The 14,937-nt window shown below is 62.8% G+C and carries 10 protein-coding genes; 3 read left to right on the top strand and 7 right to left on the bottom strand.

Features of this window, described 5'->3' with window-relative positions; genetic code table 11:
- The first annotated feature begins 103 nt into the window (after positions 1–103).
- Entirely contained in the window at positions 104–1,288 is a 1,185-nt protein-coding gene (locus AB0N65_RS17915) for a Gfo/Idh/MocA family oxidoreductase (RefSeq protein WP_364164674.1), read from the top strand.
- A 134-nt stretch (positions 1,289–1,422) separates the two neighbouring features.
- Here the strand turns inward: AB0N65_RS17915 and AB0N65_RS17910 are convergent, their stop codons facing one another.
- The 4 genes from AB0N65_RS17910 to AB0N65_RS17895 form a co-directional block, all read right to left on the bottom strand.
- Entirely contained in the window at positions 1,423–2,895 is a 1,473-nt protein-coding gene (locus AB0N65_RS17910; RefSeq protein WP_364164671.1) for an APC family permease, read from the bottom strand.
- Between the two features lie 197 nt (positions 2,896–3,092).
- Positions 3,093–4,922 (bottom strand): helix-turn-helix domain-containing protein, encoded by a 1,830-nt coding sequence (locus AB0N65_RS17905; RefSeq protein ID WP_364164668.1) that lies wholly within the window; start codon positions 4,920–4,922, stop codon positions 3,093–3,095.
- Positions 4,923–4,959: 37 nt separating this feature from the next.
- A complete protein-coding gene (locus tag AB0N65_RS17900; RefSeq protein ID WP_364164666.1) occupies positions 4,960–6,489 on the bottom strand; it encodes an aldehyde dehydrogenase family protein in 1,530 nt (509 codons plus the stop codon).
- Between the two features lie 106 nt (positions 6,490–6,595).
- Complete coding sequence (locus AB0N65_RS17895; protein ID WP_364164838.1) at positions 6,596–7,336, bottom strand: SDR family oxidoreductase; 741 nt, start codon at positions 7,334–7,336, stop codon at positions 6,596–6,598.
- Between the two features lie 177 nt (positions 7,337–7,513).
- Here AB0N65_RS17895 and AB0N65_RS17890 point away from each other — a divergent pair, with 177 nt between their 5' ends.
- Both AB0N65_RS17890 and AB0N65_RS17885 read left to right on the top strand, forming a co-directional pair.
- Positions 7,514–8,263 (top strand): glucose 1-dehydrogenase, encoded by a 750-nt coding sequence (locus AB0N65_RS17890; RefSeq protein ID WP_364164663.1) that lies wholly within the window; start codon positions 7,514–7,516, stop codon positions 8,261–8,263.
- 74 nt (positions 8,264–8,337) lie between these two features.
- On the top strand, positions 8,338–10,131 hold the full coding sequence (locus AB0N65_RS17885) for an NAD(P)/FAD-dependent oxidoreductase (protein ID WP_364164660.1): 1,794 nt from the start codon (positions 8,338–8,340) through the stop codon (positions 10,129–10,131).
- Between the two features lie 74 nt (positions 10,132–10,205).
- Here the strand turns inward: AB0N65_RS17885 and AB0N65_RS17880 are convergent, their stop codons facing one another.
- From AB0N65_RS17880 to AB0N65_RS17870, 3 genes are all read right to left on the bottom strand, one after another.
- Positions 10,206–11,561: an aldehyde dehydrogenase family protein gene (locus tag AB0N65_RS17880; protein ID WP_364164657.1), complete on the bottom strand. Its 1,356-nt coding sequence runs from the start codon at positions 11,559–11,561 to the stop codon at positions 10,206–10,208.
- Between the two features lie 77 nt (positions 11,562–11,638).
- Positions 11,639–13,600: a 3D-(3,5/4)-trihydroxycyclohexane-1,2-dione acylhydrolase (decyclizing) gene (iolD, locus tag AB0N65_RS17875; protein ID WP_364164654.1), complete on the bottom strand. Its 1,962-nt coding sequence runs from the start codon at positions 13,598–13,600 to the stop codon at positions 11,639–11,641.
- 186 nt (positions 13,601–13,786) lie between these two features.
- Entirely contained in the window at positions 13,787–14,920 is a 1,134-nt protein-coding gene (locus AB0N65_RS17870) for a Gfo/Idh/MocA family oxidoreductase (protein ID WP_364164651.1), read from the bottom strand.
- Positions 14,921–14,937: the final 17 nt, after the last annotated feature.

Here is a 14,937-nt window from a genome sequence, read left to right as displayed (position 1 = left end):
TGAGACACAGCCCACACTCTTTACGTTCCTAGGCTGATCAGCAGATGCCGCCACCGTCAGCGGCACAGCACCGCCTGAGGGCGGCAAGAACTAAGGAGTCCTCTTGGAACAGCAAAACCGCATTGGGGTTGGCCTGATATCGGTGGGGTGGATGGGCCGCCTGCACTCCCGGGCCTACCTCGCCACCAAGCAGTTCTTCCCTGAACTGCCGCGGCACCCCGAGCTTGTGATCGCCGCAGATCCCGACGACGCCGGCCGTCACCACGCCGAGGACGCGCTCGGATACAAGGAAACAGCCACCGACTACCGCAAGGTCCTGGAGAACCCGGATGTTGACGTCGTCTCGATCTGCTCCCCCAACTTCCTGCACCACGAAATCGCCCTGGCCACGATCGAGGCGGGCAAGCACTTCTGGATCGAGAAGCCCATGGGCCGGAGCGCCCGGGAGTCACGCGAGATCGCCCAGGGAGCCGAAGCCGCAGGGCTGATCACCTCTGTGGGGTTCAACTACCGGCATGCACCGGCCGTCGCGGAAGCCCGGCGGCTCATCCGCTCCGGCGCCCTCGGCCGGATCACCAACGTGCAGATCCGCCTCCTCACCGGTTACGCCTCGGACCCGACGCAGGTGTTCACGTGGCGTTACGAGCAGGCACGGGCCGGCTCCGGCGTCCTGGGCGACGTCCTGAGCCACGGCTTTGACTTGGCCCAGTTCCTGGTGGGACGGATCACCTCTCTCAATGCCGTCACTGAGACGTTCATTAAGGACCGTCCACTGCCCGCCGGCAACTCATCCAACTCATTCGACATGGGCCAGGCCTCGGACGTCACCCGTGAGGTCGAAAACGAGGACTACACCGCCATGCTGGCCCGCTTCGAAGGCGGCGCGATCGGCATGTTCGAATCCACCCGCGTGGCCATCGGTCCGCACGCCGAATACATCATCGAGGTCTACGGCACGGAAGGATCCCTGCGCTGGAACTTCGAACGGATGAACCAGCTGGAGCTTGCCACGGACCGCAGCGGCTACCGCACCATCATGACCCCGCCCTCGTACGGCGAGTTCGGACGCTTCCAGCCGGGTCCCGGCCCCGGTATCGGCTTCAACGACCTCAAAACCATCGAGGCCGCGCTGTTCCTGCGCTCTGTCGCCGAAGGCAAGCAGCTTGGCCCCTCAGCGGCTGATGGCTGGTCGGCCTCCGAGCTGGTGGATGCCTCGCTGAAGAGCGCCGGCTCCGGAGACTGGGTGGAGATTCCGGAAGTCTCAGGGAACACGACATACGGGGCCTAAGGCACCAAGTACAAAGAAGGAGGCCGGATCGCGATGATCCGGCCTCCTTCTCGTTGTGCTTCGCTTTCTTTGAACCGGCCTTTTCCAGTCCGATCGCGCCTTCTAGTCCAGGGCGCCTTCTAGTCCAGCGCGTCCTAGTCCAGGGCGCGTCCAATCCTGACATAGGTATCCGGCTTCCGGCTCCGCAGGACCAGCGCCAGGAAGATACCGGCCGCTATCGACACGTACGGAATCAAGAGCAGGACCGTCAGCAGAACGGGATCTCCGGCCACCAGCAGCTCCATGTTGAAGGACGCTGTCAACAAAGCGAACCCAATCCCTGCGAGAGCCACGATCGGGGCGATCAGCGTCCGCCAGAACGACATCGACGACTGGTTCCGCCGGAAATACACAATGATCGCAATGGCAGTCAGGCAGAGCAAAAGCAGCATCCCGTAGAACGCCACGCCGGCCGCCGCTGCGTACAAGGCATTCTCTTCACCGCCAGAGAGGACCAAGACCAGCAGGACAAGCAGGAGAACGGCACCAACTGCCACTGCGGCGCGGTGCGGAGACCCATGCTTGGGATGGACGGCCGCGATCGACCTCGGAAAGATGCCATCAACGGCAAGGGAGTGGGTGTAGCGGGAAAGGATGTTCTGGAGGGACAGGCCTGAGGCAAAGAAACTGGTGACCAGCAGGATGGCGATCACCTGGTTGGCGAAGGCTCCGAAGTAGCGCAGCAGTGCGTCAGGCATCATGGCCGTAGGGTCGGCCCCGGCAACCGCCACTGCCTGCGATGTTCCCGCTGACAGGATGAGGGCAAAGGCTGAAACAGCGTAGAAAATGCCCAGGAAAGCAACCGCGAGGAAGGTGGCCCGGGGAATGGTGATGGCCGGTTTCTTCACCTCGTCCCTGTAGATGGCCGTGGCTTCAAACCCATTGAACACTCCGATGCTGAACAACAGGAGGACACCGATGGTTGGAGTGAAGAGATTGGCCGGATTCCACGGTTCGAAGGACGGCCCCTCCGGGCCCCCGTTGGCGATAACGACAGCGTCAAAAATCGCTACCGAGAGGACTTCGACTGCCAGGATGACGGAGAGGACCTTGGCGGAGAGCTCCACGTTGAAGTAACTCAGCACCCAGGCGATGCCAAACAACAGCATGCTCCACAGCCACCACGGGGTTGACACACCATCCATGAAGGCACCGAGCAGGTTGTTCACGGCGATACCTGAAACAACAATGCAGGAAGTCACATTGAATCCGTAGGTAACCAGCGCGAGGAATGACCCTCCCAGGCCGAAAGGACGGCCCAGGCCCTCGCGTATGTAGGTGTAGAACGCACCGGGGCGCGGTATGGCCTTGGTCATTCCGGTGAACCCCATGGCAAAGAGAGCCATCAGGATGGCAACAGCGACGAAAGCGATCGGCACTCCTATCCCGAAGGATATATTGACGGAGACAAAGCCGAAGACGACGCCGAGGGGAGCCGTGAAGGCAAGCACCGTGAAGAGGAGCCCGGTAGTTCCCATCCGGCCCCTGAGCTGGTACATCGACGATCGGGTTTCGTTGACTTCTGGTTCGTCCACGGCTTCGCGTTGGACGGGGAGTTCTTGTTTCACTTGTTTTCTCCTCGGAGGAGTGGAGTCACCGTTGACTCGCGCTGTGTTGGGTGAAGGGGCGGCCGATTTGGCCGTGCTGCTATGACCTGGCGGTAGATTCAACCGGGTTCCGGTCAGTTCCTAGATTGTGATCTTCGAACGACACGGGAACTGTGCCAGGATGATGCATTCCCGACCATGGGTCGCGGGAAGGGACATCAGCCCAGGGCCAGATCAAAACCCTTGGCTTCATATGACTCGATCTTGCGGTAGAGGGTGGATCTGCCGATCCCCAGCAGCGCAGCAGCCCGCACGCGGTTGCCTGACGCCTCGGCGAGCGCGGCCCTGAGCTGCTGGAGTTCCGCTTCTTCCAAACGGGTAAGCGGCATGGTGCCCAGTCCGCGGAGTTGTACCGCATTCAAGTCGGACAGGTGCAGTTCCCCGCTCAAGGACCGCGAGGCAGCGGATTCAACCAGGTCGCGAAGTTGCCGCACGTTGCCCGGCCAGTCCGCGGCTACCAGTGCATCCCGCAGCTTCGGTGACATGCGGACTTCCCTGCCGACTGCCCTCCTTAACAAATGCGACGCCAACCCGACGATGTCTTCGCGCCGGTCACGCAGGGGTGGCATCCCAACCTCAATGCCTCTCAACGCAGACAGCACCGGCAGGAGATCATCGCTGACTGCGCCCGCTGTCAGGATAAGTTGGGGTTGCTCCAGGACGTGGAGCAGGGCTCCCAAGTCCTCCAGGAAATGCGGGGGGCACTTGTCTGCCCTGTGGAGAATGACCGCTGCCCCCTGCTCAAGGGCCGCATCGACGTCGTCAACGGTTGCCCGGGCAGGCCTTTGAGTGAAGTCGAATACTCGCACCTCCCCCGACAGCCGCCCGGCCATAGCCTCCGCCAAAGTTCGCTTGCCGCTGCCTTGTTCGCCGATGATGTGAGCCGGCATCCGCCTGCTCACCGCTGCGGCCGCAGCCCCAAGAGCCCTCTTGAATGCCCGGCTGGTTCCAACCATCCCGTCGAACTGCGCTTGGGGTTCGCGGGCAGTTGGCGCCGCCCGCACACCGTGCGTGGCGGACGGCACCTGGACGCGCATCACGGACGCTCCCCCCGATCCTGGTTCGCGGAAGTCCATGGGCCGGATGTGAAGTTGCACCTCCCTGCCAGTGCTGACATTCAGGCGGTGCTGGGACAAGCCGTCGCGCTGTTCGGCCTCCCGTGCCAAGGCCGCGAGTACCGCGAAATCGCTGGGATCCAGCATGCGCAAGGCACTCCGGCTTGCGATGGTGGTGCGCTCATCCATCGCCACCACAGCGTCGGCCCCGCGTTTCCGGATCTCCTTGAGATATTCGGACATCAGCGCCTGCTCCCGCGCCGCGAGCCGTTCTGCCAGCCTCCTGGTGATGTCCGCGGCGGCGCCATGGACCGTCAGGAGAACAGAGCCGGGGTCCGTGTTGCGCGCCAGCTTCTCGGGCAACATCAAGCCCAGGACACCCCTTACGGAGCGACGTATCGGATCACGGATGGGAGCAGACGTGCAGTAGCTGTTCTGGAGCCCTTCATTGAAGTGCTCGGCCCCCCAGACCTGCACCGCTTCGCCTTCCTCAAGGACAGTTCCGTCGGAGTTTGTTCCAATCAGGTCCTCTGCCATCTGCGCTCCCAGGCTCGGAAACAACAGCTCCGCCTTCCGGCGTTCCGTGGCATCTCCACGGAAGACGGCCAATGTGCCTTCGGCATCAGTAAGCACCACCAGTCCACCGGAGTCGCTGCACAAGCGTTCGAGTTCGGTCAGGACGGGTTCGGCAGCAGCGAGCAGCTGCTCGTCGGCCTGATGGACAGCAGCCTCCGGAAAGGGCGACGATGCCGTTACATTGCAGGCCAGGCTCCGTTGCCAGGATCTGGCAATGACCGGCCTCAGGCTGCTCAGGTCCGTCGCCCCGGGTTCTGTCAGGAAACGTTCCCTGAGCAACTGGATCTCTGCGTTGGGTTTCCCGCCCACACGCAGCGAAGAAGCCGTAGGGAGCCATGAAACGTCCTTCGAAGCCATGCCAGTGCCTTCTTTCCCGATGGTGGCTGGGCTGATGTCAGTGCTGGAGCAGGTGCTGCAGGTGAGCGGGTAGTTTCCGCGCCTGCTGGCGGCCGAACAGCTGGAAGTACCACTTCCCGAGTGTTTGTTTCCCGGTGGTACCGCTCGCCTTCCAGCCACCAAAGGTCTGCGGTCCGGGCCACCACCCGGTGGTGGCATGGCCGGGGACGTTCACGTCCACGCAGCCGGCCTCGATGCAGTCAAGGAACTCCCTTGCCTCGCCCTCGTCGCCGGTGTAGATTCCCGCCGTCAGACCCATTTCTGTGTTGTTTGCCTCGGCCAAGGCCGCTTCGAAGGTGGGCACCTTGCTGATGGTCAGGAAGGGCAGGAAGTGCTCCTTGGTTGCCAAGCGATGGGTTGCCGGCACTCCCGAAACCACGGTGGCCGGAACAAAGTAGCCACCATCCTGGGCCTTGCCGGTCTCCACGTGGAATTCTTCACCGCGGGCCGTTGCCAGCAGTCCGGCGTAGCGATCCACGGCCTCGGCAGAAACGACGGGACCCGCGAACACACCTGCATCCACGGGGTCGCCGGCCTTCAGGTCCCTTACCCTTTCCCCGACGAGTTCCACCAGTTTGTCGTGGGCGGAAGGGGTAACCAACACCCGGGACAGCGCGCTGCACTTTTGCCCACTGAGGTCGAATGCCGAGAAGACGATGCCGTCGGCGGCCAGTTCCAGATCAGCCGTATCAGTGACAATGACCGGATTCTTGCCGCCCATTTCGGCAATGACGGGGCGCGGATACGGACCGGAGGCGAAGTCCCGCAGGATCGACTTCCCTACGGCAACCGAACCCGTGAAGCAGATGCCGTCGATATCCGAGGCGACCAACGCCCGTCCTGGACCATCGCCTCCATGGACCACGTTCACCAATCCCTGAGGGAGTCCCATTGCCTCGCAGAGCTCATATACGGCGTGCCCGGACCACGGACCATCGTGCGATGTCTTGACCACCACTCCGTTGCCCGCGATCAATGCAGCAACGGCAGGACCTGCAGCTTGGACAATCGGGTAGTTGAACGGTGTGATGACGCCGAACACGCCGTAGGGCCGAAGCACGGATTCGTTGGCCAGTCCCGACGGATCGTCTTCGCGTTGATCCTCAAAGGCTCCTTCAGCCGACGCGTAATCGGCGTACTGCCGGACGATTTCAAGAACCTCTGCGCCTTCGGCCCGCGCACCCGCGTAGGGCTTGCCGATCTCAAGGGCCACCCGGACCGCCCACTCTTCGATGCGCTCCTCGATAAAGGGAATGGCCCGACGCACCTGTTCAATGCGCTGTTCAGCCGGAACCCGGGACCATGCGCGTTGGGCATCACGGCTCGCCTGAACAGCCAGCTCCACGAGTTCCGTCGGCGCGTCGTGGCAAGCACTGACCACCGAGCCGGGGTTGCTGGGGTCTTCCCGCTGCAGGAGCGTGCCCTCGAAGTATTTCTGTCCCGCGATGACGTGGGGAACTGTTGTGTGGCGGCTGCGCCGTTGTTCCGTCATTCGGGCTGCGAAGGCCTGTTGCTGGTCAATGGTCATCGCGTGATTGCTCCTCTATGGATTGTTTGCGCCCCGACTGGCGGGATGGTCCTGTCGAGATTACGCAGCAAGGGCTGCGCCTACTGTCCCAAGGTGAGACATCTGTTCAGACCGCCGTATAGCCCGCGTCGACTATGACGGCTGAACCCGTCATTTTTCGTGATTCGTCCGAAACCAGGAACACCGCGACGTCCGCTACTTCCTCCGGGCTGATCAGACCGAGGGGCTGGTAGGCCCTCTGTGCTTGTTCGTCCTTGAGGAACTCCTCGTCGAAAAAACCGGCAACCATGGGAGTGCGGACACCGCCGGGACACAGACAGTTTGCCCTGATGTTGTCCTTGGCATATTCCACAGCCACCGATTTGGTAAGCATCAGCACCGCTCCCTTAGAGGCGGAATACGCCGCGATGTCCGGTTCGGCCACCATGGAGTTGACCGAGCCCCAGTTCACGATTGATCCCCCGCCGGCACGTCGCAGTGCAGGGATGACATATTTGCAGCCGTAGAACACCCCCTTGAGGTTGATATCGATGATCCGATCGAGGACCTCGTCACTCGTCTCCAGAACTGAGGCCGCACGCAGGTATCCGGCGCAATTCAGTAGGGCATGGACTGCTCCGAATGTCTCTTCTGCCGTAGCAACGAGTCGTTCCACGTCAGCGGATTTGCTCATGTCACAACGCTGTGTGGCGATTTGCGCTTTCTCTTTTGCCAGTCGATCCAGCCCGGCCTCATCAATGTCTGCCGCCACCACATTGGCCCCCTCGCCTACCAGAGCCCGTACTGTCGCCAGGCCCTGCCCCGATGCTGCGCCGGTGACGATTGCCGTTTTGCCTTCAAGCCGCATGCCCACTGTCGATCCCCTTTGATCCCGGCGCGGCTCAGTGCCACGCTTCTGCCCAATGCTGGCCCGGATGCCGAGGCGAAAAATGTCTCCTTCTGACACAAATCCCGTCAAATGGCGGCAGTAACGTCTTCCCAAGCGTGAAGCACTTCACATCATCCATAACCAAAGGAGACACTCATGGGCCGTGTGCAAGGCAAGGTAACCATCATCACGGGCGGCGCCAGAGGACAGGGCGAGTCGCATGCACGCCTCTTTGCCCAAGAAGGCGCATCGGTGCTTGTCACCGACATGCTGGACGAGACAGGCGAGGCAGTTGCCGGTGATCTCCGAAACTTGGGTCACGATGTGCAGTACCTGCATCTGAACGTGACCTCGGAGGAGGAGTGGAAGTCGGTTATCGCTGCCGCCGAAGAACGCTGGGGGCGCGTCGACATCCTGATCAACAACGCCGGAATCGTCGGCACCATGAAGTCCGTCGAGGAAGAAGGCCTGGAGGGCTGGTCCAAGACCACCGCGATCAACCAACAGGGCGTCTTTCTTGGCCTTAAGCATGGTGCACCAGCGATTGAGCGAAGCGGGGGCGGCGCAATCGTCAACACGTGCTCCATCAACGGCACCGTCGGCAACCCCGGAGGCTTCTCCTACCAGGCCTCGAAAGGGGCCGTGAAGATGATGACCCGTGCCGCTGCCATGGAATACGCACACCGCGGAGTGCGTATCAACTCCGTTTCGCCGGGGCTCGTGATGACGCCCATGGCAGTGGAAGAGGGCGAAGAGTCCAACCGCGAGTTCAGCAACGCTACCCCCATGAAGCGGGCTGCCCAGCCCATCGAGGTGAGCTATGGCGTCCTGTACCTGGCGAGCGACGAAGCCAGCTACGTCACCGGGGCGGACCTGCTGATCGACGGCGGATACACCGCGCAGTAATGCGGGCGGCTCGTCAAGGGACGCCAGCAGGGAAAGAGACCATACACATGACACACACAAAGGAATCGGCACTCATGACTGATGTAGCCATCGCCCCGGCAAGGGAGCCGGGCTCCACCACAACACCCCGCATGATCGTGGACGAATGGGTTGGACAGTTCACGAACGCATTGTCCTCCCAGAACGTCGCCGCCGCGGAGCTTTTCCTGCCCGACGGCGTTATCCGTGACCTCCTGGCCCTGTCCTGGGATTTCCGCAATGCAATCGGACACCAGGAGATCTCCGCGATCCTCGCCGTTCCGGCAGCACACCGGCCGACGTCGATCCAGGTGCGGCCGGGCAACGCATCGGTGCTTGTCGAGGAGGGAAATCCCGGCACGATCTCCGCTTTCCTGCAGTTCAGGAACAGCGCAGGCAACGGTTTCGGTCACGTCCGCCTCGTTCAGCAGAACGACGACGGAACCTGGCTCGCGGCGAGCCTGGTCCTTGCCCTCGACGCCGTGGACAGCCACCCGGAGTGCCATCTTGACGCCCGCCCGAGCGGAAAAACCCACGGGCCGGTCCGGAACCGCACTGGCTGGCAGGAGGGACTCGACCCCGAGTTCACCCGGCAGGAGCCGGACGTTGTGATCCTCGGCGCAGGGCACAACGGACTCATGCTGGCAGCACGCCTGGGGGCCCTCGGGATTCCGGCCTTGGTTCTGGAACCGAACCAGCGCGTTGGGGACAACTGGCGGAAGCGGTACAGCTCGCTGGCGCTCCATACCCCGCTTGCTTCCGACCACTTGCCGTATCTTCCGTTCCCATCGACGTGGCCCCGGTTCACTCCCAAGGACAAGTTGGGCGACTTCCTGGAGAGCTACGCGAAACTCCTGGATCTGGCCGTCTGGACCGCCACCACAGTAGAGGGCGCGGAGTTCGACGAATCATCCCGCCGGTGGATCGTCGACATCAAGCGGCAAGGAAAGCGCCGCAGGATCAACCCCAGGCATCTGGTTTTCGCCACCGGGATGAACGCTGCACCGAACATCCCTGAAGTACCCGGACGTTCGGACTTCCAAGGCACTGTCATGCACGCCGTGGACTACAAGGGCCACGCAGAATGGCGAGGGAAGCGTGCCGTGGTTGTGGGCTCCGGAGTCAGCGGGCACGACATTGCGCAGGACCTGGCCGAGCACGGCGTGGACGTCACCATGATCCAGCGGTCCGGAACCTTTGTCATGAACACCTCCACTTTCCACAAGGTGATGCATGCAAATCACGTCAGCGGAAAGTACAGCACCGAAGAGGCCGACCTCCTCAACGCTTCAACGCCTTTTGGAGCACTCCCTGCGCACGGTCCGAAGCACGTGGAGTTGATCAAGGCGATGGACCGGGAATTGTTGGACGGCTTGGTCGAAGCCGGTTTCGAACTGAGCGACGGCCCGGACGGACAGGGCGTTCTCGGATTGATTTTTGGCCTTAACGGAACCGGCTATTACTACAACGCCGGCGCTTCCGAACTGATCATCGATGGAACCATCAAGCTCCGCCATGGCAGCGTGGAGGGCCTCACCCCCAACGGCGTCCTGCTGGACGGCGACCGCACCCTGGATGCTGACTTGGTGGTGTTCGCCACCGGCTACCAGGGTGCTCCGTCCGTGGTCCGCCAAGTCCTCGGCGATGACATCGCTGACCGGGTCGGAGAGTTCGCCAAGGTGGGGGCGGACCGCGAATACGGCCGCCTATGGCGACGGACGGGCGTGGAGCAGCTGTGGTTCATGGTTTCCCTCGGCATCGGCGATGGCAGGTTCTACTCCAAACTGCTTGCGCTGCAACTGGCGGCGATGGAGGCCGGCACTATGCCGTACGCAGAGCAGGAGCAATAGGGCAGCCCGCTGCTAAAAGCCAGAAAGGAGGCCGGATCGCGATGATCCGGCCTCCTTCTCGTCTCAGGCGCTGCCTACTTGGCGAAACGGAACAGCTTCTTGTTGGCGAATTCCAGCATGCCCACCTTGCCCAGTTCACGGCCGTAACCGGACTTCTTGACGCCACCGAACGGCACGTCCGCACCGCTGAGGTCGTAGGCACCCACGAAGACCATGCCGACGTCGAGCTGGTTTCCGACGCGCTCGGCGCGCTCAGCGTCGTCGCAAATTACCACGGAACCAAGGCCATACGGCGAGGAATTTGCGAGCTTGATCGCTTCCTCGTCGCTACTGACCTTGTACAGCTGGGCCACGGGACCGAACAGTTCCTCGCTGAAAACGTCCATGGACGGGGTGATGTTGGTGATCACCGTCGGGGTGAACACGTTGCCCTGGGGCTGGTTGTTGCCCACCAGGATCTCCGCGCCCTGGTCCAGTGCCCCTTGAACCTGGGAGGCCAGGAACTTGGTTGCCGAATCCGAGGACATCGGGCCGAAGTCACCATTTTCGTAGGACTGGCCGGCGATGGCGGCCTTGAACTTCGCCGAGAATTCGTCGAAGTACTTGTCCAGCACCACGATCCTCTTGGAACCGTTGCACGACTGGCCCGTGTTGCCCATGCGGCCCATCACGGCCTTCTTCACCGCGAGGTCCACATCGTTGGTATCAAGCACCAGGAATACGTCTGCGCCGCCAAGTTCCAGCACGCACTTCTTCAGCGCGCGTCCGGCCTGCTCGGCAACAATCGCTCCCACCTGTTCGGAGCCGGTCAGCGAGACACCCTGCACGCGGTCGTCCGCGATCATGGTCGATATCTGCTGGTGGGTAGCGAACAGGTTGACATAAGCGCCCTCCGGGAAACCTGCATCGCGGAAGAGTTCCTCCAGCGCCAACGCCGATTCCGGACATTGGCTCGCGTGACGGACGATCACCGTGTTGCCCAGAATGATGTTGGGGATCGCGAACCGTGCCACCTGGTAGTACGGGTAGTTCCACGGCATGATGCCCAGGATGACGCCGAGGCCCTGGTATCGGAAGAAGGTCCGGAGGCCGTCCGCTACCTCCAGTTCCTCGTCCGCGAGCCACTCTTCCGCGTGTTCGGCGAAAGCGGCTGCGATGGAGCCGGAGAACTCCGCCTCGCCAACAGCCTGCTGCAGTGGCTTGCCCATTTCACGGTTGATGATGGCGGCAAGCTTGTCTTTGCGCTCAACAAACAGGTCAGCCAGTCGCTTGGCCAGGGCTGCCCGTTCGGCCACCGTGGTGCTGCGGGACCACTCCTGGTAGGTCTTCTGGGCTGCGCTAAGTCCGGCCTCCACCTCTGCATCGGTGGCTGCGGGGTACTCGGCATGGATGGTTCCGGTAGCCGGATCAGTAACGGCAAATGCGCTCATGATGAATGCTCCTTGGTAATAAATCCCGTAACAGAGGCGGGCGGGACCGCCGGATGGAGCGGTCCCGCCCGGTGCGCTTAGCGCGTTTCAGGTGCGGTGGTGGCAGCGTAGAAGCGCTGACGCTCACGGCCCTTGAGGTGCTTGACGATACCCTCCTGGGTGGCGGGTCGCTCGGAGGTCATCGGAGCTCCAACGTCCCAGAAGGCGCCGTTGCCGGAAAGGTAGCGCCAAGGCTCCACACGGGCCACGATCACCGCAGGACCTTCGACCTCCTTCGCCTCGGTGAGGGCGGCAGAGAACTCCTCGATCGTCGTCGTGGACCAGGCAGCACAGCCCATGCTGGCCGCGTTGGCGGCGATGTCGAAGTCGAGGATCGCCCCGTCCAGTCGACCGGACTCTTTGCTGCGCTCACGGTACTGGGTGCCGAATTCGCGGCCCGGACCACCCTTGGCAACCTGGAGGGGCCAGATGCACTGGTGTCCGCGGTTGTCGATCACAATCGTGATGATCTTCTTGCGTTCCTGCACAGCCGTCACCAGTTCTGTGGGCTGCATGAAATAGGTACCGTCACCGATCAGGACATATACCTCGCCCGGCGCATCAGGACGAGCCAAACGGTAGCCGAGGCCGGCGGGAATCTCGTGGCCCATGCAGGAGTTCGCGTACTCGAAGTGGATTTCTGTGCCGTTGGACGGGTCCCATGCCTTGTGGATGCCTTCGACGACGCCGCCGGAGCCCAGGATCAAGGCATCCTCGCTGGTGGTGCGCTGGTTGAGCACGTCGATCACCTGCGCCTGGCTCATCAGTTCGCCCGGGAAGGCCTGGAGGTCGTGCTTGCGCACTTCCAGCGTGGCCTTGCGCGCGTCCGCGATGTCGCTGCGGAACTCGTCCGACGTCGAGTATCCGACGGCGGCAAGCCGCTCCCGCAGGGCTGCCAGGTTCAGCTTGGCGTCGCCGATCACAGGGAACGAACCCATCTTGTGAGCGTCGAACGAGCCGACGTTGAGGTTCACGAACTTCACGTCAGGGTTCTGGAACAGCGAGTGTGAGGCAGTGATGAAGTCCTGCAGGCGGGAGCCCACGGTGATGACAACATCCGCGCCGTCGGCGATCTCGTTGGCACCCACGGTGCCGGTCACGCCCAGCGCCCCGAGGTTGAGTTCGCTGATGGGCCCGCTGCCCTTGCCGGCGTAGGTTTCGGAGACCGGGACGCCGAACTCGGCGCTGAAGCGTGCCAGTTCTTCCTGCGCCTTGGAGTAGCGGACGCCGCCACCGGCGATCAGCAGGGGGCGCTTGGCGTTGCGGATGATTTCTGCCGCGTCGCGGATCTCGTCCTCCACAGCCGGGCGACGCCGGATGTGCCAGGTGCGCGGGGTGAAGAAGGACTCCGGGAATTCGAATTCGGCGCCTTGGATGTCCTGCGGCAGGCACACCACCACGGCACCGGTTTCCACGGGATCGGTCAGGACCCGCATGGCCTCCGGCAGGGTGGACAGCAGCTGCGCCGGGTGGGTGATGCGGTCAAAGTAGCGGCTGACCGGGCGGAAGCAGTCGTTGGCGGACACGTCGCGTTCCACGGGGTGTTCGATCTGCTGCAGCACGGGGTCACCGAATCTGTTGTTGATGATATCGGCAGGGAACAGCAGCACCGGGAGGCGGTTGGTGGTGGCCGTGGCGGCACCGGAGACCATGTTGGTGGATCCGGGTCCGGCCGAGGCGGTGCAGGCCAAGGTGGCGGCACGGTTGGAGGCCTTGGCGAAACCGATGGCCGCGTGGACCATCGACTGTTCGTTCTTGCCTTGGTAGTGCGGGAAGTCCACACCGTATTCGTCGATGCCCTGGGCCAGGCCCACGGAGTTGCCGTGCCCAAAAATGCCGTACATGCCGGCGATCAAGCGCCGTTTTTCACCGTCCAGTTCGCTGTACTGGACCTGAAGGTATTCGACGATTGCTTGCGCGACAGTGCGGCGACGGACGGCCTTTTGATCGGCTGCGATCTTGACCTCCGTGCCGATATCAGCGGCGGCTGTGCTAGTCATGCGTTCTCCTAAATTCGTAGGTGCGTCGGCACTTGCAAACCGATTCGCCCGAACTTCAGGTTTTCACCGGGGAGAAGCAAAGTTGTGTCCCAGTTTGGGACGGGGGCTACCCAAGCCGGGACACAACAAAACAGCAGCCGACGGCGGCACTTGTGTACCGCCGTCGGCTGCTGTTTTGCTTTGCCCCTAGTCGAATCGGTAGGGCTCTTGCGGGCCAACCGAGGGCAGCGGCCGGGGCCGCTCGCACGTGCTTTCGATCTCTATGTGCTTGCCCTGCTCCGAGGACGCCTCGAAGGCCAGGAGGACTTCCAGCACGTGGTAGGCGAAGTCGCCGCCGGTCCGTGGCTCCAGTCCATTGCGGATGGCGTGGCCGAACTCCGCCAGGCCAATGCCGCGGTAGGCGTCGTCACGGTGCGTGATGGGCGTTTCACGCCAATCACCGCCGCCGGGAGGGGTCATGTCCAGCGCGAGGTCACCCGGCTCGCCGCGGCGCAGCACGGGGGCGCCGGAGAAGTGGTCGGGGTTCGGCGCGGCCAGCGAGCCGCCGGTGCCGTAGACCTCAAGGTGCGGCAGGTTGTGGTTCCAGACATCCCAGCTGACGATCACGGTGGCAGCAGCGCCGGACTCAAAGTCAATGGTCCCCGTGACGTGGGTCGGGGTCTGGATCTGGATGACTTCCCCCTCCTGGCCCGGTCGGGGCCGGGTCTCGGACGAGCGTGGTGCCGTGGCGGAGACCCTCTTCACGGGGCCGAAGAAGTTCACAAGATTGGTGATCAGGTACGGTCCAATGTCCAGCATGGGACCTGCACCGGGGCTGTAGAAGGGATCCACGTTCGGGTGCCAGTGCTCATAGCCCCTGCACGCGAAGGAAGCGAAGGCTGCCACCGGCCTGCCGATCCAGCCGTCGTCGATGAGCTTGCGGCTGGTCTGCATGCCGGAACCCAGGAACGTTGTGGGCGCGGAACCTACCTTCACTCCGGCTTCCCGCGCTGCGTCCAGGATCTGTTTGGCTTCCTCGAGGGAGGTCGCGAAGGGCTTCTCCGAGAGGACATGCTTGCCGGCCGCGATCGCCTGGAGCGTGACCGGCGCATGAAGCTTGGGCGGCGTGAGGTTGAGGACCAGCTCCACCTCGTCATCCGCCAGCAGCTCGTCGGGCGTAAGGGCTTTGGGAACGTCGTACTCGGCAGCACGCTTCCGCACGGCCTCGGGGTTCACATCCGCGAGCGCCACGATGTCCACGTCGGGGTGGACGCCGATCTTGTCCAGGTACTGATTGAGGACGTTTCCGACGCCGATAATGCCGACTCGAATGGGTTCCATGTGAATCTCCGTTAATG

The sequence above is a fragment of the Paenarthrobacter sp. NPDC089322 genome (genome assembly GCF_040684895.1).
Lineage (GTDB): Bacteria > Actinomycetota > Actinomycetes > Actinomycetales > Micrococcaceae > Arthrobacter.
This window is presented reverse-complemented; position numbering and strand designations above follow the sequence as displayed.